Genomic DNA, 26834 nt, shown 5'->3' on the forward strand with positions numbered 1-26834 from the left:
CTACGATGCCGGGGTGTCCCTTACTTTCACCCTCGATCCCGCCGTCACCCCCGACCTGCGCGACGGCATCCTCGACCTGTGGACGGACGTGTCCAACGCCGGCGGCTCCGTCGGGTTCGTGCCGCCGGTGACGGCGGAGGTGATCCGGCCGGAGCTGATCAAGCACCTGGTCGCGATGACGGAGGGCCGCACCCGGCTGCTCGTCGGGCACGACGAGGACGGGCGGGTCGCCGCGACGGCCTTCCTCACCTTCAACACCCACCGGCTGATGGCCCACTGGCTGTGGCTCTACACGGTGATGGTGCACCCCCGCCACCAGGGCAGGGGCTACGGCCGCGACCTGCTCGCCGCCGCCGAGGCCGCGGCCCGCGGTCTGGACGGCATCGAGGCGATCCGGCTCACCTGCCGCGGCGGCCTCGGCCTGGAGCGGTTCTACGGCTCCTGCGGCTACAAGGAGGTCGGCCGCGTCCCCGGAGCGATCCGCGTGGCGCCCGGCGACGACCGCGACGACATCATCATGCTGCTGCCGCTGGGCTGAGGCCCCGCCTCCAAGATCGGGACCCGGGCGTGCTTCACTGGACGGTGCCCTTTGGGAATGTTCGTACCGTTGACGGAAGAGTGGATTGAGATGCTCCGCTACACGCTGATGCGCCTCGGGGTCTTCGCGGGCTGCTTCGTGGTCGTCTGGGGCCTCGTCTACACCGGCATCGTCCCGCGCGGCTTCGGCGCCTCCAACGGCATCTGGATGGTCCTGCTCGCCCTGGTGCTGTCGGCCCCGATCAGCTTCGTCGTGCTGCGCAAGGAGCGGGACCGGGCCTCCGCGAAGGTCGTCGCCCGCGTCGACCGGATGAAGGCCAACATGGAGGCGAACGCCTCCCAGGAGGACGAGGCCGACGACGCCGCCCGCGCGCAGGGTCAGGCCCCGCAGGCTTCGTAGCGTCACGCCCTCGTGGCCCCGCGAGGGGTCACGGCCGCCCGTTCGCAATTTAGTCTGTGCCCCATGGGTGCGGTGAAGACCAAGCGGATGCCGCGGGCGGTTCGGGAACAGCAGATGCTGGACGCCGCCGTGCGGACCTTCGGGCAGCGCGGATACATGGCCGCGTCGATGGACGAGATCGCCGAACTGGCGGGCGTGTCCAAGCCGTTGGTCTACCTGTACCTGAATTCGAAGGAAGACCTCTTCACCGCCTGCATCCGGCGGGAGGCCAAGGCGCTCGTCGAGGCGGTACGGGGTGGAGTGAGGCCGGGGCTGCCCGCCGACCGCCAACTCTGGGAAGGGCTGCGGGCGTTCTTCGCGCACACCGGCCAGAACCCGGACGGCTGGGCGGTGCTGCACCTTCAGGCGCGCACGCGCGAGCCGTTCGCGGCCGAGGTGACGGCGATGCGCGAGGAGATCGTCGCGTTCGTCACCGAGCTGATCGTGGTCGCGGCCAGGGAGGCCCACCGCAACCCCGACCTGCCCGAGCGCGAGGTCGCCGGGCTCGCCGAGGCCCTGGTCGGGGCCGCCGAGTCCCTCGCCGCCTGGGCCAACGCGACCCCCGGCGTCACCGCGCGGCAGGCGGCGGCGACGCTCATGAACTTCGCCTGGGCCGGCCTCGGCAACCTCATGGACGGACGGCCGTGGTCGCCCCCGCAGGAGCCGCCGGAGGCCGCGGGTCCGCGCCCGGCATGACACCTGTCATCCCCGACGCCGGACGCCGGACACTGGGGGAGCCCGATCCTCTGCCCCTACCTTCGTGCACATGACGAAGACCAGTGGTGAGGACCCGAAGAAGACCGACATCAAGGTGAGCCTGATCGGCGGTCACCGCCTCACGGGCGAGACCCTCCACGAGCGCACCCTGACCGCCTCCCTGATCGGCGGCGCCGACATCGACCTGACCGACGTCGACATCCCCGACGGCGCCGAACTGCGCATCACCAAGCTCAGCCTGATCGGCGGGGTCCGCCTCACCGTCCGCCCCGACGTCCGCGTCGAGGTGCACGGCATCCGCCTCGGCGGGGTGAAGGACGACGGGCCGAGCGAGCCGGGCGGCCCGACCGTCCGTATCGACGCGTGGGGTCTGCTGGGCGGCGTCAGCGTCCGCCGGGCGTGAGGTCGTCCACGACGCCGCTCACATGGAGCCGGCCCCCGCTCCCGAGCAGTTCGAACCGCCCGTCCCGCGCCGCGTACGTCACCGTGCCCGGCAGCAGCACCGGCGCCCTGAACTCGGCCCGCACCCGTACGCGTTCGGGCGTGCCGTGCGCGGCGAGGCAGCGGGCCACCGTCCACATGCCGTGGGCGATGGCGCGCGGGAAGCCGAACAGGCGGGCGGTGAGCGGGTGCAGGTGGATGGGGTTGCGGTCGCCGGAGGCGGCGCCGTAGCGCCGCCCGATGTCGGCGGCCAGCCGCCACTCGGCGACGACGGGCAGCGCCTCGCGCTCGCGCCCGGGCGGCTCACCGGTGTGCCCGGTGCGGTGCCGGGCCAGATACGTGCTCCGCGACTCCCACACCGGCTCCCCGCCGGCCCGCATCTCGGTGACCACCGTGGCCTCGGTCCCGCGCCGGTGCGGCTCCAGACCGCCGACGTACCCGGCGAGTTCGTACTCCCCGGTCGCCGGCAGCGCGCGGTGCCGGGTGATCTCGATGGAGGTGTGGACCAGGCCGAGCAGCGGCAGCGGGAAGCCCCGGGCGCTCATCAGGCGCATCGCCAGCGGGAAGCCGAGGACGTGCGGGTACGTCGGCGGCAGCGCGTCCTCGCCGGTCGCGAAGCCGCAGACCCGCTCGTAGGCCGCCAGATGCGCCAGGTCGACGCGCAGGGCGGGCAGGACGAGCCGGTCGCGGGGGAAGTCGGCGTCCGGACGGGGGCGTTTGAAGGGGGAGAGCAGGGCGCCGCGGGCGAGCAGCGGGCCGAGGGAGGGCGGCCGGGCGAGGACGACGGACATCACGCCCCCAGCAGGCTCTGGCCGCAGACCCGGACGACCTGGCCGTTGACCGCCCCCGAGCCCGGGTGCGCGAGCCAGGCCGTGGTCTCGGCGACGTCGGCCGGCAGCCCTCCTTGCGCGAGGGAGTTCATCCGGCGGCCGGCCTCGCGGATGAACAGCGGGACCCCGGCCGTCATCTTCGTCTCGATGAAGCCGGGCGCCACCGCGTTGACGGTCACACCGTGCTCGGCGAGCGCGCGCGGCGCGAGCGCGCGGACCAGCCCGACGATCCCGGCCTTGCTCGCGCCGTAGTTGGTCTGCCCGGCGTTCCCGGCCAGGCCCGCGATCGACGCGGTGGCGACGATCCGCCCGCCGGGCCGGAGCGTGCCCTCCTTCAGCAGGGCGTCCGTGGTGCGCAGCACGCTCGCCAGATTGACGTCGAGGACCGAACTCCAGCGCTCGGCGGGCATGTTGACCAGCCGGCGGTCCCGGGTGATCCCCGCGTTGTGGACGAGGACGTCCAGCCCGTCCGGGAGGGCGGCGGCGATCCGCTCGCCCGCGTCCGCGGACGTGATGTCGAGTGTCAGCGCGCTGCCGCCGAGCCGGGCCGCGACCCGCGCCGCGTCCTCCTCGGCCTGCGGCACGTCCAGGACGACCACCCGGGCGCCGTCCCTGGCCAGCGTCTCGGCGACCGCCTCGCCGATGCCGCGGGCGGCACCGGTGACCAGGGCGGTGCGGCCGGCGAGGGGACGGTCCCGGTCGGCGTCCGGCTGCGCGCCCTCCCCGACGGCGACGACCTGCCCGCTGACGTAGGCGGACCTGGGGGAGAGCAGGAATCGCAGCGTCGACTCCGCGGCCGCGGCGTCCGTCAGCCGCACCAGGTTCACCGTCCGCCCGCGGCCGATCTCCTTGCCCAGCGAGCGCACGAACCCCTCCAACGCCTGCTGCGCAGCCGCCTGGTGGTGGTCGGCGGCATCGAGGGGCGCGCCCAGGACGACGATCCGGCCGCTCGCCGCGACGGACCGCACCACGGGGTGCAGGGCCGCGTGCACCTCGGCGAGCGTGTCGACGTCCCGGACACCCGAGGCGTCGAGGACGACGGCGGCCGGGGCGCCGGAGGCCCCGGTCGTGAGTCCCGTCCGGGCGAGGACGGGTGCCAGGTCGAGGTCCGACCGGCCGGCGCGGAGGTGGACCAATCCGCCCTCCAGGGCGGGGTGTTCGGGCGACCAGCGCCGCAGCGGCGCCGGTTGCGGCAACCCGAGTCCGCGGGTCAGGAAGCGGCCGGGGGCGGTGCCCGTGAAGCGCAGATAGCGGTCGGCCATGTCCATCTCCCCTGCGAAAGTCTGCTTACTCCAGAGTCAGGTTACCCGAGGTAAGTCGAGGTCAGGACGTGAAAATTGTTCACCATACCCCCCGGTAACGTTCGATCGGCGAGAAAAGCGACGACACTGCACATCCCCGACGCACCCCCGCCGCCGGACCACCGTCGAACCCTCACCGGCCCCTCACGCGCGCGCCGTACGATCGCCTCTCCCCACCTGCGGCAACTCCCCCGCAGGGCAACTCCGTTGACCACTGGAGTCGCCCGTGTCCAGCACGCGCCCCGCCGCCGGTACGGCGGTCCACGCCACCGCCTACGACGGCACCCCGGTCCTCGTGGAACCCGTCGTCCGGCGACTGGAGGGGGAGGTCCGCGAGGTCTCCGTACCGCCCTTCGTGCCGCCCGCGACCTACGGCTCCCTGGCCGACCTGCCCTTCGACAACGCGCGCCTGGCCCCCGAGGACAAGGTCCTCAGTCGCCGCACCGCCTCCGGCGGGTGGACGCATGTGACGGCCGCCCGGTTCGCCGAGGAGGTGCTGGCCACGGCGAAGGGCCTCGTCGCCGAGGGGCTGACGCCGGGGGACCGGATCGCCGTCATGGCGCGGACCGTGTACGAGTGGACGCTGCTCGACTTCGCCGCCTGGGCCTGCGGCCTGGTCGTCGTCCCCATCTACCCCACCTCCTCCGTCTTCCAGACCCGCTGGATCCTGCACGACTCCGGTGCCGTCGCCCTCGTCACCGAGACCGCGGCCCAGGCGTCCGCCCTCGGTCCCGAACTCAGCCGGCTGCTGGACCTGCGGCATCTGTGGGTCATCGAGAAGGGGCACGTGGAGCGGCTGGCGGAACGCGGGGCGGACGTACGCGAGCACGAAGTGCACGTGCGGCGCGGGATGCTGGCCCCCGACACCCTCGCCACCGTCGTCTACACCTCCGGCACCACGGGCCGCCCCAAGGGCTGCGCGATCAGCCACGGCAACTTCCTCGCCGAGGTCGACAACGCCGTCGAACTCCTCTACCCGGTGTTCCGGTCGCGGACCAGCGAAGAGGCGTCGGTCCTGCACTTCCTGCCGATGTCACACATCTTCGGGCGCATGGTGGCGGTCGCCTGCGTCCGCGCGCGGGTGCGCCTGGGCCACGCCCCGAGTCTGAAGTCGGAGCACCTGCTTCCCGACCTGGCCGGCTTCCGGCCGACCTGCCTGATCGCCATCCCGTACATGCTGGAGAAGGTCTTCAACGTGGCCCGCGCCAAGGCCGAGGCCGGCGGCCGGGTCGCCGCCTTCGACCGCGCGGCCGCCGTGGCCCGCCGGTACGGGGAGGCGCGCGAGGCCCGCCAGTCCGGCACGGGCCCCGGCCCGGGCGCCGGGCTGAGAGCGGCCCGGACCTTCTACGACCCGCTGGTCTACCGCCGTATCCGCAACGCCATGGGCGGCCGGGTCCGCTACATGATCTGCGGCGGCTCCCCCCTCGGCCGCCGGCTCGCCTCCTTCTACGCGGGTGCGGGCATCGAGATCTACGAGGGTTACGGCCTGACCGAGACGACCGGCGCCGCCACCGTCACACCCCCCTTGAAGCCCCGTCTGGGCACGGTGGGCTGGCCCCTGCCCGGCACCAAGGTCCGGATCGCCGCCGACGGCGAGATCCTGCTGTCCGGGGGGCATGTGCTGCGCGGGTACTGGGACCCGAACGCGGGCGGGGTCGTCCCGGCGACCACCGACGGCTGGCTCGCCACCGGGGACATCGGCCGCCTGGACGACGAGGGCTACCTCACCATCACCGGCCGCAAGAAGGAGATGCTGATCACGGCGGGCGGCAAGAGCGTGGCCCCGGCCCCGCTGGAGAACTGGCTGCGGGCCCACCCCCTGATCTCGCAGGTCATGGCCGTCGGCGACCGCCGTCCCTGCATCGCGGCGCTCATCACCCTGGACATGGAGGGCGTCGGCCACTGGCGCCGGATGAACGGCAAGCACCCCGCCGTCACGGCCGAACTCGTCCAGGACGATCCCGAGTTGCGGGCGGTCCTGCAACGGGCCGTGGACGACGCGAACAAGCTGGTCTCCCGCCCGGAGTCGATTCGCCAATTCGCCGTCCTTTCCGTCGACTTCACGGAGGAGGCGGGGCATCTGACGCCGTCCATGAAACTGCGGCGCGACGCGATCGCCGAGGACTTCGCGGACGAGATCGAGGGGCTCTACGCGCAGGGACCTCCGGGCGCCTCCTAGGGCAGAGGGGGGCGCGTCGCCGTAAAGGTTGCACAGGCCCGGCTCCGGAACCTTCCCGAATCATCACGAAGTCGCCATGCGCGCACCGTACCCTTTCTGTGGTAACCCGCGGTAACATCCCAGCCGCACGCCGCCGGTGAACAACTCGGTACGCACCGCACGTACCACTGCAGAGCGGTACCGAGCTGCCCGCCCCAGGAGAGCTGTCATGTCCGTGCCCGTGCCCTACCCGTCCGCGTCCGACTACGACGGCGTCCCCCAGCTGGTGGAGCCCGAGATCCGACGGCTGGACGGCGAGGTGCGCGAGACGTCGGTCCCGCCGCTCGTGCCGCCGCGCACCCACGGCTCCCTCGCCGACCTGCCCTTCGACAACGCCGAGGCGGAGCCGGACGCTCTTGTCCTCAGCCGCCGCCGGGACGACGGCGGCTGGACCGACGTGTCGGCGGCGGAGTTCGCGCAGCAGATCATGGCGCTGGCCAAGGGCCTGATCCAGGAGGGCCTGGTCCCCGGCGACCGGATCGCCGTCATGGCCCGGACGATCTACGAGTGGACGCTCCTGGACTTCGCCGCGTGGGCCGCCGGCCTGGTCACCGTCCCCATCTACCCCACGTCCTCCGTCTACCAGACCCGCTGGATCCTGCAGGACTCCGGCGCGGTGGCCCTGGTGACGGAGACGGCAGGGCAGGCCGCCGCGCTGGGCCCGGAGCTCAGCCGGCTCCCGGACCTGCGGCACCTGTGGATCGTGGAGAAGGGGCACCTGGAGCGGGTGGCGGAACTCGGGCAGCCCGTCCCCGACCAGGAGGTCGCCGTACGCCGGGGCATGCTGGTGCCCGACACACTCGCCACGGTCATCTACACCTCGGGCACCACCGGCCGCCCCAAGGGCTGTGTCCTGACCCACGGCAACTTCCTGTCCGAGGTCGACAACGCGATCGAGCTCCTCGACCCGATCTTCAAGTCCAAGTCGGCCGACCCCAGCACCCTGCTCTTCCTGCCGATGTCGCACGTCTTCGGCCGCATGGTGGCGATCGCCTGCGTCCGGGCCCGCGTCCGCCTGGGACACGCCCCCAGCCTCCAGGCCGACGACCTCCTGAACGACCTGGGCGCCTTCCGCCCGACCTTCCTCCTGTGCATCCCGTACATGCTGGAGAAGGTCTACAACAACGCCCGCGCCAAGGCGGAGGCCGGCGGCCGGGCCGGCGTCTTCGACCGCGCGGCGAAGGTGGCCGTCCGCTACGGCGAGGCGCTGGAGGCCCGCGCGGCGGCCACCGGCCCCGGTCCGAGCGCCTCCCTCAAGGCGGCCCGCGCCTTCTACGACCCGCTGGTCTACCGCCGTATCCGCAACGCCATGGGCGGCCGCATCCGGCACATCATCTCCGGCGGCTCCCCGCTCGGGCACCGGCTGGCCGCGTTCTACGCCGGGGCGGGCATGGAGATCTACGAGGGCTACGGCCTGACGGAGACGACGGGCGCGGCCACGGTCACCCCGCCCCTCAAGCCCCGTCTGGGCACGGTCGGTTGGCCCATGCCCGGCACCAAGGTCCGGATCGCCGCCGACGGGGAGATCCTGCTGCAGGGCGGCCAGGTCTTCCGCGGCTACTGGGACCCGCACGGCGGCGGGGTGATCCCCGCCTCCACGGACGGCTGGTTCGCCACCGGGGACATCGGCCGCCTGGACGACGAGGGCTACCTCACCATCACCGGCCGCAAGAAGGAGATCCTGATCACCGCGGGCGGCAAGAACATGGCGCCGGCCCCGCTGGAGAACTGGCTGCGCGCCCACCCGCTGATCTCGCAGGTGATGGTAGTCGGCGACGCCCGCCCCTACATCGCCGCCCTCGTCACCCTGGACATGGACGGCGTCAGCCACTGGCGCCGGATGAACGGCAGGCATCCGGTGCCCGCGGAACTCCTGGTCGACGACCCCGAGTTGCGGGCGATCCTGCAGCGGGCGGTGGACGAGGCGAACAAGCTGGTGTCGAGGCCCGAGTCGATCCGCCGCTTCGCCGTCCTGCCCAGGGACTTCACCGAGGAGTACGGCCATCTGACGCCGTCGATGAAACTGCGGCGGGAGGCCGTGATGAAGGACTTCGCGACCGAGATCGAAGGGCTGTACGAGCGCTGAGCCGCAGGCCCGTTCCCGGTCCGTCCGTCCCTATCGAAACGTTTGTGTTTCGCTCAGCGGGTGACCTAAGTTAGGTGTACGAAACGGTTTCGGACTGTTGGATGGTCCGAGCAACCCGAGCCCCATGGGGGGAGCACCATCGTGGAAGCCATCCCGGCCGCCACCGCCGAGGCCGGGCCGTCCGGCCAGACGCACACACCGTCCCGGCACCGATGGTGGGCGCTGGCCGTCATAGGCCTCGCCCAGCTCATGGTCGTGCTCGACGCCACGATCGTGAACATCGCCCTGCCGTCCGCCCAGCAGGACCTGGGATTCGACAACAACGGCCGGCAGTGGATCGTCACCGCCTACTCGCTCGCCTTCGGCAGCCTGCTGCTGCTCGGCGGCCGCCTCGCCGACCTCTTCGGCCGCAAGACCACCTTCATCGTCGGCATCGTCGGCTTCGCCGCCGCCTCGGCGCTCGGCGGCGCGGCCGACGGCTTCACGATGCTGGTCGTCGCCCGCGCCGTCCAGGGCCTGTTCGGCGCGCTGCTCGCACCGGCCGCGCTGTCCCTGCTGACCACGACGTTCACCGAACCCAAGGAGCGCGCCAAGGCCTTCGGCGTCTTCGGCGCCATCGCCGGCTCGGGCGCCGCCGTGGGCCTGGTCCTCGGCGGACTGCTCACCGAGTACCTCGACTGGCGCTGGACGCTGTACGTCAACGACGCCATCGCCGTTCCCGCGCTGATCGGAGCGATCGTCCTCATCGGCCGCTCCGTCCCCGCCGAGCGGCCCAGGCTCGACATCCTCGGCGTCGTCCTGGTCTCCGGCGGCCTCTTCGGCATCGTCTACGGCTTCGCCAACGCGGAGACCCACGCCTGGGGCAACTGGATGACCTGGGGCTTCCTGGCCGGGGGCGCCGTGCTGCTGCTGGCGTTCTTCCTCTGGCAGGCCCGCGCCGAGCACCCCTTGCTGCCGCTGCGCGTCCTGGCCGACCGCGACCGCGCCGCCGCCCTCTCGACCGTGCTCATCTCCTCCGCGGGGATGTTCGGCGTCTTCCTCTTCCTCACCTACTACCTGCAGTCGACGCTGGGGTACTCGCCGGTGAAGAACGGTGTGGCCTTCCTGCCGATGGTCGGCGCGCTGATGGTGATGGCACAGCTGTCCACCAACGTGCTGGTGCCGAGGATCGGCCCCAAGATCGTCGTACCCGTGGGCATGCTGCTGTCGGTGGGCGGCATGGTCTGGCTGACCCGCCTCGACCTGGGCAGCGCCTACGCGGCGCATGTGCTGCCGCCGCTGCTGCTGCTCGGCGCGGGGCTCGGCACGGCGATGCCCGCCGCGATGAGCTACGCCACCCTGGGGGTGCGGGCCGCCGACCAGGGCGTGGCCTCGGCGGCCCTCAACACCACCCAGCAGGTGGGCGGTTCGATCAGCACCGCGCTGCTGAACACCCTGGCCGCCAACGCCGCCACCGACTACGCCCGGCACCACATGAGCGACCCTCAGGTCAGGGCGAACGCGGCGCTGCACAGTTACGACATCGCCAACTGGTGGTCGGCCGGCTTCTTCGTCGTCGGCGTCGTCGTCACCGTGCTGCTGTTCCGCGCGAAGAAGAAGCGGGCGGCCGCGCCCGCCGAGACCCCGCGAACACCGGCCGAAGTCACGGCTCCGGAACCCCAGGCGCCCGCCGCTCTCGACACGGCCGTCATCCGCGGGCGGGTGCGGGACGGTGCGGGCGCCCCCGTGCCCGGCACGGCGATCACGGTGCTGGACCACGCGGGCCGCCAGGTGGCCCGGACCGCCTCCGGGGAGGACGGCACGTACGCCGTGGACACCGTCGAGCGCGGCAGCCTGGTCCTCATCGGCTCGGCGCCCGGCCACCGGCCCCAGGTCGCCACGCTGACCCTGAACGGCGCGCCGGTCTCCCACGACCTCGTCGTCGTGCCGAACCCGGCCGGCCTGGCCGGCACCGTGCGCGGCGGGGACGGCGAGGCACTGCCCGGCGCGCTGGTGGTGGCCACCGACCAGCGCGGTGACGTGATCGCGTCCATCACCACGGCGGCGGACGGCGGTTACGGCCTGGGCGACCTGCCCCCGGGCGACTGCACGCTCAGCGTCAGCGCGCCCGGCCACCGGCCGGCCGCCGTGCCCGCCACCGTCTGCGCCGGGGCCGCCCCCTGCGACATCCGGCTGGTCGCCGCGGCGACCGTGCGGGGCACGGTGCGCCGCCCCGACGGCCGCGCCCTCGACGACGCCCGGGTCACCCTGATCGACGCGGCCGGCAACGTCGTGGGCACCCGTACCACGAGCGTCGACGGCGGCTACGCCTTCACGGACCTCGCGGGCGAGCAGTACACGGTGATAGCCGGCGGCTACCCGCCGGTCGCCACCCAGGTCACGGTGAACGGCAGCCAGGACGGCGTGGACATCCTGCTGGCCCACAAGGAGTCCTAGCCCGACGACCCCCCATGCGGCAGCGTCCGTCCCCGGTTCGCCGGGTGGCGGACGCTGTCGTCTCGTCCCGCTTCCGCTCGGCGCCGCCGGTCCATCACCGTGTCCGCGAACGCCCGTGCCGCCGGGCTCAGGGCGTCCCATCGGCGCACGGCCCAGCCCACCGGCAGCGGACGCAGCCGGGGCAGGGGGATCAGGCGCAAGGGGCCGTCGCCGGGCACCGCCAGGCCGGGCAGGGCGGGCACCACGGCGCGGCCCACGCCGAGCTCCGCCAGCAGCAGGGCCGTGTCCCAGTCGGCGATGCTCGTGTCGTAGCCGAGGCGGACCCCCAACTCCTCGCAGGCGGCATCCAGATGCAGGGCCGAGGCGGAGGTGGGCGGCAGCCGGATCAGGCGCAGCCCGTGCAACTCCCCGGCGTCCAGCGACATTCGGTCGGCGAGCGGGTCGTCCTCCCGTACGGCCAGCACCCACGGCAGCTCCACCACCGCCCGCTGCTCGATGCCCCGGGCCGGCGGGCCGAGGGTGATCCACACCAGGTCGAGCGTGCCGTCCGTCAGTGCCTCGAAGCTGCCGCGCCCCGAACTGACGGTGCGGAACTCGAGGTTGACCTTCGGATGCCGACGGCGGAACGCGACCACCGCGTCCGACATGAAGTGCCGTACGGTCGTCGCCCCGGTCGCCACCCGTACGTGCCCGGCCTCGCCGTCGACCAGGTCGCGCAGCTGCCCCAGGGCCAGTTCCAGGCCCGACAGGCCCTCCGCCGCCGCGGCCTCCAGCACCCGCCCGGCCCGCGTCGCCGCGACCCCGCGCGCCTGCCGCTCCAGCAGGGCCACGCCCGTCTCCCGCTCCAGCCGCTTCACGTGCTGGCTCACCGCCGACTGGGTGCACCCGAGTTCCCGGGCCACCGCGCTCAGACTCCCGGCCCGGCACACGGCGACGAACACCCGAAGATCGTCCAACGTCACAACACCCAAGCTAGCACTTGGAGTTCGGGAGAAATCCCAAGGATTGACTGAGGCCGCCGGCCCGTACGACGATCGTCGCAGGGCCCGACGGGCGGCAACCCGCTCCAGGCGCCGGAGCGGGTGCCGACCCCCACGCGAAGGGACGTACCGTGCCGCGGACCCCTGTCCACACCCAGGCCGTCACCCTGCTCAGAGACCTGGGAGCCGACCGCCTCCCGCACCCCGGCGGCACCCTCCTCGCCCACCTCGACCGAGTGCGCGAGCGGCTCGCCGGCTGGGGCGCCCGCCCCGCACTCCAGCTCGCCGGACTCTGCCACGCCGCCTACGGCACCGACGGCTTCCCGACCGCCCTGCTCTCCCTGGACCGGCGGCCGGAGCTGGCCGCCGTGATCGGCCCGGAGGCCGAGGGGCTCGTGTACCTCTACGCGAGCTGCGACCGCGAGGCCGGCTACCCCGGCCTCGCGACCCCGGGCTCCCTCTTCGCCGACCGCTTCACCGGCCGCACCCTGGACCCGCCCACCCTGCTTCGCCGGGACTTCGCCGAGCTCACCGCCGCCAACGAACTCGACCTCGCCCACCGCGACCGGGACTTCCGCGCCCGGTGGGGCCCCGAGCTCCTCGGCCTCTTCACCCGCTTCCGGCCCCTGCTGAGCGACCCGGCCTGGCGGGAGTGCCAGGCCACGCTGGGCTCAGGCGGGCACGGCTCCTGAGGTACCAGAACCGCGCCGCATCCCCGGTCTAGGACTCCTCCCGGTCGGTGGGGTCCGGCTTGCGGGCGAGCAGGAAGGCCTGGGGGGTCGACTCGCCGAGGGCCTCCTCGGGCTCCCGCACCGTCCGCGCGCGGAGCGCGAATCCGGCACACCGGAGCAGCTCGGCCATGTCGTCCGGTCGGCGGCGCAGGAAGTCCAGCGACACGTCGTGTCCGAAGGGCCGGTCGTGGTGCCGGGGCCGGTCGCCGACCTGGAAGCCGACCAGCAGGTGACCGCCGGGCGCGAGCACCCGGTGGAACTCGGCGAAGACGTCGGGCAGCCGCTCCACGGGCGTGTGGATGGTGGAGTACCAGGAGACGGCACCCGCGAGGGACCCGTCGGGGATGTCCAGGTCCAGCATCGAGCCCTGCTCGAACCGCAGCCCCGGATTCTCCCGGCGGGCGATCGCCAGCATCGACTCCGACAGATCGAGACCGAAGACCCGCAGGCCGAGCGAGGCGAGGTGGGCGGTGACGCGCCCCGGCCCGCACCCCAGATCCGCCACCGAGCCCTCGCCGCCCACGAGTTCGGCGTACGCGCCGAGTATGGCCCGGTCCAGGGGCGTGGACACGAGGTAGCCCGCGAACATGGCCGCGTAGTCCTCGGCGATGGCGTCGTAGAACACCCGCGTGCTGGTCACGAACCCGCTGTCGGTCCCGCCGCCGGTCTCGGTCCCGGTCTCGATGTCGGTCATGGTCGAGACCGTAGCGGCCGCCACTGACAACGCCCCGGACCGGCATCCCGTCACCGGCCCCTCAGGCCACCCCGGTCAGCCGCAGTACCGCCGCCGTGCCCGCAGCCCCCAGCACCACCACCGCGAACGGCGCCCTGCGCCACGCCAGTACGCCGCCCACCAGCACCCCGGCCGGCCGAGCCCACCCCGCGAAGCCGCCGCCCTCCGTCAGCGCCCCCGTCGCCAGCAGGGCCGTCAGCAGCACGACCGCGCCCGCCGACAGCAGCTCCCGCACGCGGGCCGGGAGTTCGACACGCCCGTGCAGTGCGGGCCCGACCAAGCGGGGGGCGTACGTCCCGACCGCGAGGGCCAGGATCATGCCGGCCGTCGTGTTCACGCCCGTGCCTCCCCACGGCCGTACAGGGCCAGCCCCGCCAGCGCAGCCAGCACCGGCACCCCCGCCGGGACGGCCGGGGTGAGGGCGAGGGCGAGGGCCGCGCCGGGCAGCGCGCACCGCCGCACGCGGGCCTCGGCGCGCAGCGTGGGCAGGACCAGCGCGACCAGTACGGCGGGGAACGCGGCGTCCAGGCCGTACCGCGCCGTGTCGCCCAGCGCGTCCCCGGCCAGCGCGCCGGCCAGGACCCCGACGTTCCACACGGCGAACAGGCCGATCCCCGACACCCAGAACGCGGCCCGCCGCCGAACCGGGTCGGTCTGGGCGAGGGCGAAGGCCACCGTCTCGTCGGTCACCAGGTGCGCACCCGCCAGGCGCGCCAGGCGTCCCGGGCCGAGGACGTCGGCGACGGCGAGGCCGAAGGCGGCCGTCCGGGTGTTCAGGAGCAGGCCGGTGGCCGCCGCCGCCAGCGGGCCGCCCCCGGCGAGCAGGACGCCGACCGCGCTGAACTGGGCCGAGCCCGCGTAGACCACCAGGGACATGACGACCGGGGCCCAGACCGGCAGACCGCCGGTCACGGCGATCGCCCCGAAGGACACGCCGACGACGCCGCCGGCCACCCAGACCAGAGAGGCGTCCCGGACCAGGTCCCGGTGGCGCGGGCCGGCCGCACCGCCGTGTGTTCGCTGTACCGTACGCATGTTCTCTACAATGGACAGCAGTGGACATGTTCGTCAAGGCGAACGATCGTACCGATGGAGCGAACCGAATGTCCGACGCACCGCCTCCGCCCGCCCGCCTCCCCCTGGACTGGATCGCGGCGTCCCTGCGCCGCGAGCGCACGCGTGCCGGCCTCTCCCTGTCCGAACTGGCCAAGCGCGCCGGTATCGCGAAGTCCACGCTGTCGCAGCTGGAGGCGGCGAGCGGAAATCCCAGCGTGGAGACACTCTGGGCGCTGGGGGTGGCGCTCGGGGTGCCCTTCAGCGTGCTCGTGGAGCCGCCGGCGCCCGCCGTCCAGGTGATCCGCGCCGGCCAGGGACCCACTGTGGCCTCCGAGAAGGCCGATTACGTGGCGACGCTGCTGTCCGCCAGTCCGCCCGGTGCCCGGCGGGACATCTACCACCTGCGGGCGGAGCCCGGGGCGGCACGGGAGTCGGAGCCGCACATCCCGGGCACGGTCGAACATCTGATCGTGAGTACGGGGCGGGTGAAGGCCGGGCCCGCGGGGGAAGAGGTCGAGCTGGCACCCGGGGACTACATGACCTACCGCGGCGACGTGCCGCACTCCTACCAGGCGCTGGTGCCGGGGACGACCTTCGTGCTGGTCATGCAGCACGTGTAGGACGCGCGGCAAAAGGCAGGAGCCCCGCTGCCTTGCGGCACGGGGCTCCTTGGGTACTGCATCAGGTCCGGATCAGAGGCGAGGCTCGCCTCAGACGGGGGTGACGTTCTCCGCCTGCGGGCCCTTCGGACCCTGGGTCACGTCGAAGGAGACCTGCTGGTTCTCCTCCAGCGAACGGAAGCCGCTCGCGTTGATCGCGGAGTAGTGGACGAAGACGTCGGGGCCGCCGCCCTCCTGGGCGATGAAGCCAAAGCCCTTTTCGGCGTTGAACCACTTAACGGTTCCGGTAGCCATAAGCCCTCCTTGGGCCCAAAGGGTTGCCCTGCTCCAGAACCTGCATGTGAAAGCTAATGCCGCACTGCATACGTCTGAAAACGTTAGAGCCCGCGGTTACATGCTCCGCAGGCTCTGTACTGCAAGGGAAACCAAACTGCAACTTGCGGCGAGCCTAGCACGCGGGCAGCCGAAAGCAATAGAGGCCAAGATCACGTCACTCGGACGTTTGAACATCAGCACCCAGTTGACTTAGGGGCCGGAGAGTGGAGCGTACCTCAAAGGGGCTAGCCTCGCGATGTGGACAATTCTCGCACCCGGCCGCGTGTCGGCCACATCCAGTTCCTGAACTGCCTGCCCCTGTACTGGGGGCTTGCGAGGACGGGCACGCTCCTCGACTTCGAGCTCACGAAGGACACCCCGGAGAAGCTCAGCGAGCAGCTGGTGCAGGGAGACCTCGACATCGGGCCCATCACCCTCGTCGAGTTCCTCAAGAACGCGGACGACCTCGTCGCCTTCCCCGACATCGCCGTGGGCTGCGACGGCCCGGTGATGTCCTGCGTGATCGTCTCGCAGGTGCCGCTGGAGCAGCTGGACGGCCGCCGGGTCGCCCTCGGCTCGACCTCGCGCACGTCCGTGCGTCTCGCCCAGCTGCTGCTGGCCGAGCGCTTCGGCGTGCAGCCCGACTACTACACCTGCCCGCCCGACCTGAGCCTGATGATGCAGGAGGCCGACGCGGCCGTGCTCATCGGGGACGCGGCGCTGCGGGCCAACCTGCACGAGGGCCCGCGCTTCGGCCTCGACGTGCACGACCTCGGCACGCTGTGGAAGGAGTGGACGGGGCTGCCGTTCGTCTTCGCGGTGTGGGCGGCCCGGCGCGACTACCTGGAGCGCGAGCCGGAGATCACCCGCAAGGTCCACGAGGCCTTCCTCGCCTCCCGCAACCTCTCCCTGGAGGAGGTCGGCAAGGTCGCCGAGCAGGCGGCCCGCTGGGAGGAGTTCGACGAGGGAGTGCTGGAGCGCTACTTCACCACGCTGGACTTCCGGTTCGGGGCCCCGCAGCTGGCGGCGGTCGCGGAGTTCGCGCGGCGCGTCGGACCGACCACCGGATTCCCGGCGGACGTGAAGGTGGACCTGCTGCAGCCCTGATCGGCACGGGAACGGCGCACTACCCTCTTCTCGTCGTCACGGGGGATACGGGGGAGGGGTGGACGTCATGCAACCGCTCGGAGCCGACGAGCCCACCGCCGTGGGTCCCTACCGGCTGCTCGGCCGGCTGGGCTCCGGCGGGATGGGCCGCGTCTACCTGGGCCGCAGCGCGGGCGGCCGCACCGTCGCCGTGAAGATCGTGCACCCGCACTTCGCCCTCGACGAGGAGTTCCGCGCCCGGTTCCGGCGCGAGGTCGAGGCCGCCCGGAAGGTCGGCGGCGCCTGGACGGCCCCGGTGCTCGACGCCGACCCGGAGGCGGCGGTGCCCTGGGTGGCGACGGCGTACGCGGCCGGACCGTCGCTGGCGGCGGCGGTCGCCGACCGCGGGCCGCTGCCCGCCCCTTCGGTACGGGCGCTGGGGGCGGGGCTGGCGGAGGCGCTGACCGCCGTGCACGAACGGGGCCTGGTGCACCGGGACGTGAAGCCCTCCAACGTCCTGCTCACCCTCGACGGCCCGCTGCTGATCGACTTCGGCATCGCGCGCGCCACGGACGGCACGGCGTCCCTCACCTCCACGGGCGTCTCGATCGGCTCGCCCGGCTACATGTCCCCCGAGCAGATCGTCGGCAAGGGCGCGACCGGCGCGGCCGACGTCTTCTCGCTGGGCGCGGTGCTGGTCTTCGCCGCGACCGGCCGGCCGCCGTTCCCGGGGGACTCCTCCGCGGCCCTGCTCTACAAGGTGGTGCACGAGGAGCCCGAACTCGGCTCGCTGGACGGTGAGCTGCGCGAGGTGGCGCAGGCGTGTCTGGCGAAGGACCCCGCCGCCCGGCCCGCCCCCGCGGAGATCGCCCGGCGGCTCGCTCCCGAGGGGGCGGCGCGGCTGGTGACGGGCGGATGGCTGCCGGGGGCGCTGGTGGAGCAGGTGAGCCGCAGCGCCGTACACCTGCTGAACCTCGATCTGCGGGAGGCGGCGTCCGGGCCGGTGGGGTTCAGCAGCCCCTCGGTCGGGGACGCGGTGACCGTCGGCGGTGAGGGGGCCGGGCAGCCCACGGCGGGGGAGTTCGGGCCGGCGCCCGTGATGGGGCCGCCCTCCGTCCCCGCTCGCCTGCCCCTGCGCGCACCGGAGCCGGAGCCGCGGGACGCGCCCCCGGACACCGCCGGGCAGCCGCCCGGCAAGTTGTCCGTCTCGCTGGCGGCGACCTCCGTGCCCGGCGACGGCGGCCGCGGGCGGCGGCTGAGCTGCACCGTCGCGCTGGCCGTCGCGGGGGCCCTGGCGGCGGTGACGGTCGGGTCGGTGTTCGTGTTCGACCTGCTGCCGGGCCACGGCCACGACGACTCCTCCGCCGCCGGCAGCTCCCCCGGCGCGTACTCGCCGGAACCCAGTGTGGCCACCAGCGCCTCCGGCACGCCCACCGCCACCCGCGCCCCGAGTCCTTCTCCCACGACGCCGGGCGACACCGCCGGCGACGTGCCCGCGGCCTACCTCGGCACCTGGCAGGGGCAGGCCACCGCCCTGGGCGGCACCCTCCCAGACGGCACCTTCCGGCTGACCGTGCACCAGGCCGCGGTGGGCGCGGAACTGGGCCGGCTCCGCCAGACCGACCAGCTGGGGGGCGTCTGCGACGACGTCCTGACCCTGAAGTCCGTCAGGAGCAAGGAACTCCTCCTCACCTCGGCGGGCGCCGGCTCCAACCACGCGGGCTGCGATCCCACACCCCACACGGTCCGGCTGTCCCGGGTCGGAAACGACCTGCGGTACGCGGCCGAGAGCGAGGCGGAGGGGAACCCCACGGCCCGGTTGTCGCGGGTCGGGTAGGGCACGTCCGGGCCGGCCGCGCCGACACGGTCTTCGGTGGCACAGGCGTTCCATGGGAACGAGGGGGCATACGCGTCGGGACGCGGCTGCTGCTCCTTGTGGACGGACGCGACACACAAAGTGACACACATCACTCCGGCAACTTCCCGAACCCGCGTCATGACCGCCGCGTCCCGGCACTCGAAGAGGTACGGCGCCCCAACCGGCCGCAGCCCCGCCCGACATCGGAGACCCTCGTGCCCATCACCCTGGAACAGCCCACCGGCGCCCACCTGCTCACCCCCGACGGCGACGAACTCGCCGTCCCCGTCACCCTGCGCTACACCTGCGCCGACGCGCTGGCCGTCCATTTCGTCTTCCCGGCCTGGATCTCGCTCGACGACGAAGAGGTCACCTGGACCTTCGCCCGCGTCCTCCTGCACGAGGGCCTGGGCGCCCCCGCCGGTGTCGGCTCGGTGCGCCTCCGCCCCTGCGGCCCCGCACGCACCTACGTCGAGTTCCGCACCCCCGCGGGCATCGCCGTGGTCCGCTTCGACACCTCCGCCCTGCGCCGCTTCCTGCTCCGCTCGTACGAGATCGCCGAACCGGGCGGCGAACCCGTGGGCGCCGCCCTCGACCGCGGCCTGGCGTCCATGCTCGGCGGTGTCTGACACTGGGCGCGGCACGGCAGGCGGCCGGGGGACGAGGGAGAGCCGATGGGGGACCTGGTGGGCGCGCTGCTCGTGGGCGCTGCCGCACTGTGGGGCGCGGTGACGGGCGCGCTGCTGCCGCGGGCGGTCTACCGGTTCTCCGTGCCCGCCGAACAGGACTGGCGCGAGGCGTGCCCGGACGGGCATCCGCTCGGCGGCTGGCTCGGGTCCCGGCGATGCGCGGCATGCGCCGCCGTGGCGGGTGACGCCGGCGGCACCGCCGTACGGACGGGACGGCCCGAGCCGTACGGCCCCGGTGCCCCCGCCCTCTCGCTCGTCGCCGCCCTGGTCTGCGCAGCCCTCGCCGCCGCCACCGGCACCCGGCCCGAACTCGCCGTGTGGCTGCTGCTCGCACCCGTCGGCGTCCTGCTCGCCGCGGTCGACTTCCGGGTGCAACGGCTCCCGGACGTCCTGACGTTGCCGCTCGCGGGCCTCGCCCTGGCGCTGCTGGGCGCCGTGACCTTCGTACCGGAGCACGCCGGCGACTGGCCGCACGCGCTGTACGGCGCCGTCGCCCTCGGGGCCGGGTTCTTCGCGCTGTTCCTGATCAACCCCGGCGGCATGGGCTTCGGTGACGTGAAGCTGGCCCTCGGTCTCGGGGCCGTGCTCGGGTGGTACGGGTGGGCCGCGGTGATGCTCGGCACGCTCGCCGCGTTCCTGCTCGGCGCCCTGTACGGCGGCGCGCTCGTCCTCGCGCGGCGGGCCGGGCGCAAGACGGCCGTCGCCTTCGGGCCGTTCCTGATCGGCGGGGCCTTCCTGGGACTGCTCGCGGGTGCCTACGCGGCCTGACGTCGGGCTTGTCGGAGGGCTGGCGTAGGCTGGCCGAGTCCGTCCACAGCCTCGACCGAAGCCTGCGAAGGGGACCCCGGTGACCGAGAAGGCCGACCTCACCTCGATTGATGTCACAGCCGTCCTCGACCGTGCCGCCGCCGGTGGGCGGATCACCCCACAGGAGGCGCTCGTCCTCTACCGCGACGCCCCGCTGCACGCGCTCGGCGCCGCCGCCGACGCCGTGCGCCGCCGCAAGTACGCGGGTACGGAGCACATCGCGACGTACATCATCGAGCGCAACATCAACTACACGAACGTCTGCGTCACGGCGTGCAAGTTCTGCGCCTTCTACGCCGCGCCCAAGGACAAGGACAAGGGCTGGACGCGCGACCTGGACGACATCCTGCGCCGCTGCGCCGAGACGGTCGAACTCGGCGGCACGCAGATCATGTTCCAGGGCGGCCACCACCCGGACTACGGCGTCGAGTACTACGAGAAGCACTTCGCCGCCATCAAGAAGGAGTTCCCGCAGCTCGTCATCCACAGTCTGGGGGCGAGCGAGGTCGAGCACATGGCCCGGATCAGCGGGGTGTCGGTCGATGAGGCCATCACCCGCATCCACGCGGCCGGCCTCGACTCCTTCGCGGGTGCCGGTGCCGAACTGCTGCCGGAGCGGCCCCGCAAGGCCATCGCGCCCCTGAAGGAGAGCGGCGAGCGCTGGCTGGAGATCATGGAGATCGCGCACCGGCTGGGCGTGGAGTCCACGTCGACGATGCTGATGGGCACGGGCGAGACCAACGCCGAGCGCATCGAGCACCTGCGGATGATCCGTGACGTCCAGGACCGCACGGGCGGCTTCCGGGCGTTCATCCCGTACACCTACCAGCCCGAGAACAACCACCTGAAGGGCCGGACGCAGGCCACGCTCTTCGAGTACCTGCGGATGATCGCCATCGCCCGGCTGTTCCTGGACAACGTCCAGCACATCCAGGGCTCCTGGCTGACGACCGGCAAGGAGGTCGGCCAGCTCTCCCTGCACTACGGCGCGGACGACCTCGGCTCGATCATGCTGGAGGAGAACGTCGTCTCCTCGGCCGGTGCCAAGCACCGTTCCAACCGCATGGAGATCATCGACCTGATCCGCAAGGCCGGGCGGGTGCCGGCCCAGCGCTCGACGACCTACGAGCACCTCGTCGTCCACGACGACCCCGCGAACGACCCGGTCGACGAGCGGGTGATGTCCCACATCTCGTCCACGGCGATCGAGGGCGGCACGGCCCACCCCGAGTTGAAGCTGCTGGCTTCCAACTGACGTACCCGTGCTGACGATTCACATCGCTCCGGAGGTCCGGTCCGGCTGGGACGCCGAGCCGGTCCAAGACGGTGCCGTGGTGGTCGAGGGCGACCGGGTCGCCGCGGTGGGCCCGTTGGCGCAGCTCGAGGTGCGGTTCCCGGGGGCGCGGGTGCGCAAGTGGCCCGGAGTGCTCGGGCCCGGGCGCGTCCACGACGGCCCCCTGCCGGACGCCCCCTCGCCGCGCGAACGCGTCCACGCGGTGCTCAAACTGGGCGCGGTCGCGATCGTCGAGGAGTACGTCGACTCGCCCGAGCTCCGGGCGGCGGCCGAGCGGAACGACGTCCTCGTCCTGCCCGGGGCCCGGCCGCGCGCGCTCGTCGAGTCGGGCCGCGCCGACGTCGCGGTCTTCGACGAGACGGGCGCCTGCATCGCGACGGTGTGCGCCGGGCGCCTCGTGCACAGGCGCCGCTAGCCGCGGTCCGGGGCACATCGCGTGCGAGGAAGCGGCCGAGGCTCCTCCCCTGAGCGGTCCGGGGGACGCCGTACTGCAAGAATGGCGGGCGTGACCCGCGCTTCCCTGAACAAGCAGCCGCACGAAGTCGCCTCGATGTTCGACGACGTGGCGGAACGGTACGACCTGACCAACGACGTGCTGTCGCTCGGCCAGGACCGGGTGTGGCGCAAGGAGGTGGCCAGGGCGGTCGACGCCCGGCCCGCGCAGAAGATCCTGGACCTGGCCGCCGGCACGGCCACCTCGTCGCTGCCGTTCGCGCGCACGGGCGCGTACGTCGTCCCGTGCGACTTCTCGCTCGGCATGCTCCAGGTCGGCAAGAAGAAGCACCCCTGGCTGCCGCTGACCGCGGGCGACGCGACACGGCTGCCGTTCAAGGACGACACCTTCGACGCCGTGACCATCTCCTTCGGGCTGCGCAACGTCCAGGACTTCGACGGGGCGCTGCGCGAGATGTACCGGGTGACCCGGCCCGGCGGGCGGGTGGTGATCTGCGAGTTCTCGCATCCGACCTGGGCGCCCTTCCGCACGGTCTACACCGAGTACCTGATGCGCGCCCTGCCGCCGGTCGCCCGCGCCGTCTCCTCCAACCCCGACGCCTACGTCTACCTCGCCGAGTCCATCCGCGCCTGGCCCGACCAGCCGGCCCTCGCCGAGCACCTGAAGAAGGCGGGCTGGTCGAAGGTGGCCTGGCGCAACCTCACGGGCGGGGTCGTCGCCCTGCACCGCGGCTTCAAGCAGAGCTGACGACGGCGTACGGGTCGCCCGGCCGGTCCAGCTCGCGCTGCAGTCCGCCCGTGGGGGGCCGGGGGACGCGGGGCTCGCGCACGCCCCCGCCGCCCTCTCCCTCGCCGAAGTCGAACCACACGTAGACCATCGAGTCACGCGGCACCTCGGCGCCGGGCTGCGGGTACTGGCGTACGACGTAGTCGACGACGGCCAGATGGAGATCGGGCCGGTCGGGGGAGTTCAGGAACAGGCCCCGGGACCGTGCCGCCTCGCGCGCGTCCATGGCCATCAGTCCGACCAGCCTCGGAACTCTTACTTCGGGTGTCTTGGGCGTTATGTGCACAGATGTCACCCCCAGCGGTACTGGCAGGGTAACCGCCCGGGGGTGTCGTCCGGAAGTTCCACGTGGCTTTCTGTAGCAGTCGGTTACTGTGCGTGACTACGGCTTGAGGTCGAGCCGGAAGCAGAGCACGTTCTCGTCGAGCCGCGGATGCGGGAAGGTCCGCTCCAGTGCCATGCCCAGGCGCCTGGTGACCGCGACGGAGCGCTCGTTCCCGGGCCTGACCAGTGCCACCACGCTCGGCACCCCGGCCGCCCGCAGCCGGTCCAGGGTCAGCTGCGCGGCCGCTGTCGCATACCCCTTGCCCCAGTACGCGCGCCCGAGCCGCCAGCCGATCTCGATCTCGCCCTTCGGGCCCCACTCCCGGGGCCACGGCTGGGCGCCGGTGAAGCCGGCGACCCGTCCGGACTCGTCGGTCATGGTCCACAGGCAGAAACCGAGCTCGGCGTCGTGCCGGCGTTGGCGTGCGGTGAGCTCCTCGTAGACCGACAGCTCCGCGGACGCGCCGCCGTGGAACTCCATGACCTCCGGGTCGTCGAAGGCCCGGTGCCAGGCGATCGCGTCCTCGTCGGTGGGGACACGCAGCCTTACTACAGGGAGAGCTCGGTTCACGGGGCAGCCCTTCAGCCGGGTGATCAATGCTGCTGAATAGACTGCCCATGTCCAGTGCCGGTCGGCACGCAGATTCCGAACCTTGGGGAGATCCCGCCGTGACCGAGCCCCTCTCCGAAAACACCGCCGATGTGATCGTGGTCGGCGCGGGGCCAGCCGGCTCCACGACCGCGTACCACCTCGCCAAGGCCGGCCTCGACGTACTCCTGCTGGAGAAGACCGAGTTCCCGCGCGAGAAGGTCTGCGGCGACGGCCTCACCCCGCGCGCGGTGAAACAGCTCGTGGCCATGGGCATCGACGTCTCCGAGGAGGCCGGCTGGCTGCGCAACAAGGGCCTGCGCATCATCGGCGGCGGCGTCCGCCTCCAGCTGGACTGGCCGGATCTCGCCTCCTTCCCGGACTACGGCCTCGTCCGCAAGCGCGACGACTTCGACGAGCAACTCGCCCGGCAGGCCCAGAAGGCGGGCGCGCGGCTGTACGAGCGCTGCAACGTCGGCGCCCCGATCGTCGACGACCGCACCGGGCGCATCACCGGCGTGCACGCCAAGCTCGGCGAGGAGAAGCGCGAGGTCACCTTTCACGCGCCGCTGGTCGTGGCGGCCGACGGCAACTCGACCCGGCTGTCCCTCGCCATGGGCCTGCACCGCCGGGAGGACCGCCCGATGGGCGTCGCCGTCCGGACGTACTTCGAGAGCCCCCGCCACGAGGACGACTACCTGGAGTCCTGGCTGGAACTGTGGGACCGCCGGGGCGCCGAGGACCGGCTGCTCCCCGGCTACGGCTGGATCTTCGGCATGGGCGACGGCACCTCGAACGTCGGCCTCGGCGTCCTCAACACCTCCGACTCCTTCAAGGAGCTCGACTGGCGCGAGGTGCTGAAGGCCTGGTGCGCCTCGATGCCGGAGGACTGGGGCTACACGCCGGAGCACATGACCGGCCCCATCCGCGGCGCCGCCCTGCCCATGGCCTTCAACCGCCAGCCCCACTACACGCGCGGTCTGCTGCTGGTCGGCGACGCCGGCGGTCTGGTGAACCCCTTCAACGGCGAGGGCATCGCCTACGCCATGGAGTCCGGTCAGATCGCCGCCGACGTCATCGTCCAGGCCCACGCCCGCCCGACCCCCGCGAGCCGCGAACTCGCCCTGCAGCGCTACCCGCGCGTGCTGAAGGACACCTACGGCGGCTACTACACGCTGGGTCGCGCCTTCGTGAAGCTCATCGGCAACCCGAAGGTCATGAAGATCGCGGCGCAGCGCGGCCTCACCCACCCGCTGCTGATGAAGTTCACCCTGAAGATGCTCGCCAACCTCACCGACCCCACGGGCGGCGACGCGATGGACCGCATCATCAACGGCCTGAGCAAGGTGGCGCCGAAGGCGTAGCCTCCCGGGCTCCCACGTCGGCGGCCCGGCGGGACGGACACTCCGTCCCGCCGGGCCGCCGACGTGTGCGCGACGTGCCGTCAATCCCTCGCCGCGCGGGAACAATTCGGGCAGTGGGGTCGAATCCGGCCGAGGGTACGGCAAAGAGCCGCTGCCCCCCGAGCGGCAGCGGCCCTTTCCCGTGTCGTGTGTGTCCTGATGTGCCCGGTGTCAGAGCACCCGCACCGCGCCGGTCGGCGGGTCGTAGGAGAGCGGCTTCTCGACCACGCCGGTCGAGGGGTTCTGCGCGCCGACGAACATGCCGTCACCGACGTACAGCGCCACGTGGTACGCGCTGCCCGCGCTGCCCCAGTACAGGATGTCGCCCGGCTGCAGGTTGCTCAGCGATACCTGGGTTCCGGCGGTCGACTGGTCCTGCGAGACGCGCGGCAGGCTGATGCCGACCTGCTTGAAGGCGGTCTGCATGAGGCCGGAGCAGTCCCACGAGTTGGGCCCGGTGCCGCCGGAGACGTACGCGTCGCCGATCTGCGCCTTCACGAAGGCGATGACCGCCGCGGCCGAACCGGTGGCCGTCGACGAGCTCGTGGAGGCGCTGGAGCCCACGGAGGCGGACAGGGTGGTCCGCTCGGTGCTGCGGGACGCGGCGCGCTCCGCGGCGGCCTTACGGGCCTCCTCGGCCTTCTTCTTGGCCTCGGCCTTCTTCTTCGCCTCGGCGAGGTCCGCCTTGGCCTGCTTCGCGGCCTTCGCGGCGGCCGCGTCACGCTCGGCCTGCAGCTCGTAGTTCGCGGCCGCCTGCTGCGTGGCGTCCGCGGACTGGGCGACCTGAGCGGCCAGGTCGGCCGTCAGGGTGGGCAGTTGCAGGGTCTGCGTGGTCTCGGCCGCGTTCGCCGAGGCCGCACCCGCCGCCGCCATGCTGAGAACGCCACCGGCAACACCGGCACGCACGGCGAGGTTCGTCGTCGCGCTGCGGCGGGGCTTCCGGTGGCTGCGTATGTGAGCGGTGTGGGACATGAGAACAACCGGTATCAGGGGCTCCTCCATACCTTCAAGAAACGTGTGGTGCGCCACAGTTGCTCAATCGGCCCCCCAAATTCCCCGCTCCAGTTTCCTTATTGACGCCGTAACGGACATTGCGGACGCGACCCATCAGGCCCTTGATCACGTTCTTTCGCCATTACGCCCGAATTGCCCCCGGCCTACCATCGGTTGGGACAGTTGGCCAAGCCCGGTTCTCAGGCGCCTCTCATGGATGTGGCGGAGGTCACGCAACGGTCACGGCAGTGTGTGCGTCACGCGCGTAGATCACGAAGGGATTGCGCCGGGATCGCGGGGCGGACTCGCTCGTGAACGGATGCACGCGTTCACATCACGCCCCGGTCTCACCCCGATGTGTGAATCCGTCCCTCTATCAAGGCGGTCGGTCCAGCACCAATTTGCATGCAGCGGAACTCTCTTGATATGGAGACGCCCCCTCCGAACTGCGCCGACGAGCGAAAATGTCACCTCTGGTGATCACTCTGGCGCTTCGCGTACGAAGATCACCGCTCATCCGACTTCATGATCCTTCGTCAGGTGGTGGAGATCACAAAGGTTGAGCAATACCCCGTGTCGCAGATCACAGAGCGGCAGGCATAAGATGCGAGGCAGTTGGGCTTGTGACCTGCTTCACATGTTCTCGATCTTCGTTGGGACGAACGGAGGTTAGAGGGGCGTAGGAGGCCGGTGTGAGTCCACCATCGCCAGCAGTCAGTGCCGACTGAGAGGAGCGAGGAGCGGTGAACGCGTATGCGCCCATCCTCGTACTGGGAGCCCTCGGGGCAGGCTTTGCGATCTTCTCCGTGGTCATGGCCACGCTGATCGGTCCGAAGCGCTACAACCGGGCCAAGCTCGAGGCCTACGAGTGCGGTATCGAGCCGACCCCCACGCCGGCCGGCGGCGGGCGTTTCCCCATCAAGTACTACCTGACGGCGATGCTCTTCATCGTCTTCGACATCGAGATCGTCTTCCTCTACCCCTGGGCCGTCACCTTCGACGCCCTGGGGATCTTCGGGCTCGTGGAGATGCTGCTCTTCGTGCTCACCGTCTTCGTGGCCTACGCGTACGTATGGCGGCGCGGCGGTCTGGAATGGGACTGAGGGGCCTT

Annotated in this window: 28 protein-coding genes; 18 read left to right on the forward strand and 10 right to left on the reverse strand. The window is 72.3% G+C overall.

Features of this window, described 5'->3' with window-relative positions; all coding sequences use genetic code 11:
• Positions 1-13: 13 nt before the first annotated feature.
• The 4 genes from LN251_RS16575 to LN251_RS16590 all read left to right on the forward strand — a co-directional run bounded on the left by LN251_RS16575 (position 14) and on the right by LN251_RS16590 (position 2096).
• On the forward strand, positions 14-538 hold the full coding sequence (locus tag LN251_RS16575) for an N-acetyltransferase family protein (RefSeq protein WP_458245099.1): 525 nt from the start codon (positions 14-16) through the stop codon (positions 536-538).
• Between the two features lie 90 nt (positions 539-628).
• Positions 629-937: a DUF4229 domain-containing protein gene (locus tag LN251_RS16580; protein ID WP_458245100.1), complete on the forward strand. Its 309-nt coding sequence runs from the start codon at positions 629-631 to the stop codon at positions 935-937.
• 63 nt (positions 938-1000) lie between these two features.
• On the forward strand, positions 1001-1672 hold the full coding sequence (locus LN251_RS16585; protein WP_362998494.1) for a TetR/AcrR family transcriptional regulator: 672 nt from the start codon (positions 1001-1003) through the stop codon (positions 1670-1672).
• Positions 1673-1742: 70 nt separating this feature from the next.
• Entirely contained in the window at positions 1743-2096 is a 354-nt protein-coding gene (locus LN251_RS16590) for a hypothetical protein (protein WP_362998496.1), read from the forward strand.
• Here the strand turns inward: LN251_RS16590 and LN251_RS16595 are convergent.
• Together LN251_RS16595 and LN251_RS16600 are read right to left on the reverse strand one after the other, a co-directional pair.
• A complete protein-coding gene (locus LN251_RS16595) occupies positions 2077-2925 on the reverse strand; it encodes a MaoC family dehydratase (protein ID WP_458245101.1) in 849 nt (282 codons plus the stop codon). The genes LN251_RS16590 and LN251_RS16595 overlap by 20 nt on opposite strands.
• Positions 2925-4226: a 3-oxoacyl-ACP reductase gene (locus tag LN251_RS16600; protein WP_458245102.1), complete on the reverse strand. Its 1302-nt coding sequence runs from the start codon at positions 4224-4226 to the stop codon at positions 2925-2927. The genes LN251_RS16595 and LN251_RS16600 overlap by 1 nt, the downstream gene beginning before the upstream one ends.
• Positions 4227-4491: 265 nt before the next feature.
• On the opposite strand from LN251_RS16600, the gene LN251_RS16605 reads away from it, so the two are divergent.
• From LN251_RS16605 to LN251_RS16615, 3 genes are all read left to right on the forward strand, one after another.
• Complete coding sequence (locus LN251_RS16605) at positions 4492-6444, forward strand: AMP-dependent synthetase/ligase (protein WP_458245103.1); 1953 nt, start codon at positions 4492-4494, stop codon at positions 6442-6444.
• Between the two features lie 208 nt (positions 6445-6652).
• Positions 6653-8569: an AMP-dependent synthetase/ligase gene (locus tag LN251_RS16610; RefSeq protein WP_458245104.1), complete on the forward strand. Its 1917-nt coding sequence runs from the start codon at positions 6653-6655 to the stop codon at positions 8567-8569.
• A 141-nt stretch (positions 8570-8710) separates the two neighbouring features.
• A complete protein-coding gene (locus LN251_RS16615) occupies positions 8711-11005 on the forward strand; it encodes an MFS transporter (protein ID WP_458245105.1) in 2295 nt (764 codons plus the stop codon).
• On the opposite strand, the gene LN251_RS16620 is transcribed toward LN251_RS16615, so the two are convergent.
• Entirely contained in the window at positions 11002-11967 is a 966-nt protein-coding gene (locus tag LN251_RS16620; RefSeq protein ID WP_458245106.1) for a LysR family transcriptional regulator, read from the reverse strand. The genes LN251_RS16615 and LN251_RS16620 overlap by 4 nt on opposite strands.
• Positions 11968-12116: 149 nt before the next feature.
• On the opposite strand from LN251_RS16620, the gene LN251_RS16625 reads away from it, so the two are divergent.
• On the forward strand, positions 12117-12677 hold the full coding sequence (locus LN251_RS16625; protein ID WP_458245107.1) for a DUF6817 domain-containing protein: 561 nt from the start codon (positions 12117-12119) through the stop codon (positions 12675-12677).
• A gap of 28 nt (positions 12678-12705) precedes the next feature.
• On the opposite strand, the gene LN251_RS16630 is transcribed toward LN251_RS16625, so the two are convergent.
• From LN251_RS16630 to LN251_RS16640, 3 genes are all read right to left on the reverse strand, one after another.
• Positions 12706-13410, reverse strand: coding sequence for a class I SAM-dependent methyltransferase (locus tag LN251_RS16630; protein ID WP_458245108.1), 705 nt, complete (start codon positions 13408-13410; stop codon positions 12706-12708).
• Between the two features lie 61 nt (positions 13411-13471).
• Entirely contained in the window at positions 13472-13786 is a 315-nt protein-coding gene (locus LN251_RS16635) for an AzlD domain-containing protein (RefSeq protein ID WP_458245109.1), read from the reverse strand.
• Positions 13783-14484 (reverse strand): AzlC family ABC transporter permease, encoded by a 702-nt coding sequence (locus tag LN251_RS16640; RefSeq protein WP_458245110.1) that lies wholly within the window; start codon positions 14482-14484, stop codon positions 13783-13785. The genes LN251_RS16635 and LN251_RS16640 overlap by 4 nt, the downstream gene beginning before the upstream one ends.
• Before the next feature lie 68 nt (positions 14485-14552).
• Between LN251_RS16640 and LN251_RS16645 the strand changes: the two genes are divergently transcribed.
• Positions 14553-15125: a helix-turn-helix domain-containing protein gene (locus LN251_RS16645; RefSeq protein WP_458245111.1), complete on the forward strand. Its 573-nt coding sequence runs from the start codon at positions 14553-14555 to the stop codon at positions 15123-15125.
• A 90-nt stretch (positions 15126-15215) separates the two neighbouring features.
• Here the strand turns inward: LN251_RS16645 and LN251_RS16650 are convergent, their stop codons facing one another.
• Positions 15216-15419 (reverse strand): cold-shock protein, encoded by a 204-nt coding sequence (locus tag LN251_RS16650; RefSeq protein ID WP_003992177.1) that lies wholly within the window; start codon positions 15417-15419, stop codon positions 15216-15218.
• Positions 15420-15698: 279 nt separating this feature from the next.
• Between LN251_RS16650 and LN251_RS16655 the strand changes: the two genes are divergently transcribed.
• The 7 genes from LN251_RS16655 (at position 15699) to LN251_RS16685 (ending at position 22375) form a co-directional block, all read left to right on the forward strand.
• Entirely contained in the window at positions 15699-16547 is an 849-nt protein-coding gene (locus LN251_RS16655) for a menaquinone biosynthetic enzyme MqnA/MqnD family protein (RefSeq protein WP_458245112.1), read from the forward strand.
• Between the two features lie 67 nt (positions 16548-16614).
• The gene (locus tag LN251_RS16660; RefSeq protein WP_458245113.1) at positions 16615-18363 is read left to right on the forward strand and encodes a protein kinase domain-containing protein; all 1749 of its coding nucleotides are present in this window, start codon (positions 16615-16617) and stop codon (positions 18361-18363) included.
• A gap of 236 nt (positions 18364-18599) precedes the next feature.
• The gene (locus tag LN251_RS16665; RefSeq protein ID WP_458245114.1) at positions 18600-19013 is read left to right on the forward strand and encodes an SsgA family sporulation/cell division regulator; all 414 of its coding nucleotides are present in this window, start codon (positions 18600-18602) and stop codon (positions 19011-19013) included.
• A 45-nt stretch (positions 19014-19058) separates the two neighbouring features.
• Positions 19059-19841 (forward strand): prepilin peptidase, encoded by a 783-nt coding sequence (locus tag LN251_RS16670; protein WP_458245115.1) that lies wholly within the window; start codon positions 19059-19061, stop codon positions 19839-19841.
• Between the two features lie 79 nt (positions 19842-19920).
• The gene (gene mqnC, locus LN251_RS16675; RefSeq protein ID WP_458245116.1) at positions 19921-21135 is read left to right on the forward strand and encodes a cyclic dehypoxanthinyl futalosine synthase; all 1215 of its coding nucleotides are present in this window, start codon (positions 19921-19923) and stop codon (positions 21133-21135) included.
• Positions 21136-21142: 7 nt separating this feature from the next.
• Entirely contained in the window at positions 21143-21589 is a 447-nt protein-coding gene (locus tag LN251_RS16680) for an imidazolonepropionase-like domain-containing protein (protein ID WP_458245117.1), read from the forward strand.
• 90 nt (positions 21590-21679) lie between these two features.
• Positions 21680-22375: a demethylmenaquinone methyltransferase gene (locus LN251_RS16685; protein WP_058928248.1), complete on the forward strand. Its 696-nt coding sequence runs from the start codon at positions 21680-21682 to the stop codon at positions 22373-22375.
• Here LN251_RS16685 and LN251_RS16690 read toward each other — a convergent pair.
• Positions 22362-22700 carry a PASTA domain-containing protein gene (locus LN251_RS16690; RefSeq protein ID WP_458245118.1) on the reverse strand — a complete coding sequence of 113 codons (339 nt, stop codon included), beginning with the start codon at positions 22698-22700 and terminating at the stop codon, positions 22362-22364. The genes LN251_RS16685 and LN251_RS16690 overlap by 14 nt on opposite strands.
• Before the next feature lie 96 nt (positions 22701-22796).
• Complete coding sequence (locus tag LN251_RS16695; protein WP_458245119.1) at positions 22797-23309, reverse strand: GNAT family N-acetyltransferase; 513 nt, start codon at positions 23307-23309, stop codon at positions 22797-22799.
• 47 nt (positions 23310-23356) lie between these two features.
• Between LN251_RS16695 and LN251_RS16700 the strand changes: the two genes are divergently transcribed.
• Entirely contained in the window at positions 23357-24691 is a 1335-nt protein-coding gene (locus tag LN251_RS16700; RefSeq protein WP_458245120.1) for a geranylgeranyl reductase family protein, read from the forward strand.
• Between the two features lie 210 nt (positions 24692-24901).
• Here LN251_RS16700 and LN251_RS16705 read toward each other — a convergent pair whose 3' ends face one another.
• The gene (locus LN251_RS16705) at positions 24902-25702 is read right to left on the reverse strand and encodes a C40 family peptidase (RefSeq protein ID WP_058923875.1); all 801 of its coding nucleotides are present in this window, start codon (positions 25700-25702) and stop codon (positions 24902-24904) included.
• A 764-nt stretch (positions 25703-26466) separates the two neighbouring features.
• On the opposite strand from LN251_RS16705, the gene LN251_RS16710 reads away from it, so the two are divergent.
• The gene (locus LN251_RS16710) at positions 26467-26826 is read left to right on the forward strand and encodes an NADH-quinone oxidoreductase subunit A (protein ID WP_003992243.1); all 360 of its coding nucleotides are present in this window, start codon (positions 26467-26469) and stop codon (positions 26824-26826) included.
• Positions 26827-26834: the final 8 nt, after the last annotated feature.

The organism is Streptomyces sp. MAI_2237 (assembly GCF_054189285.1).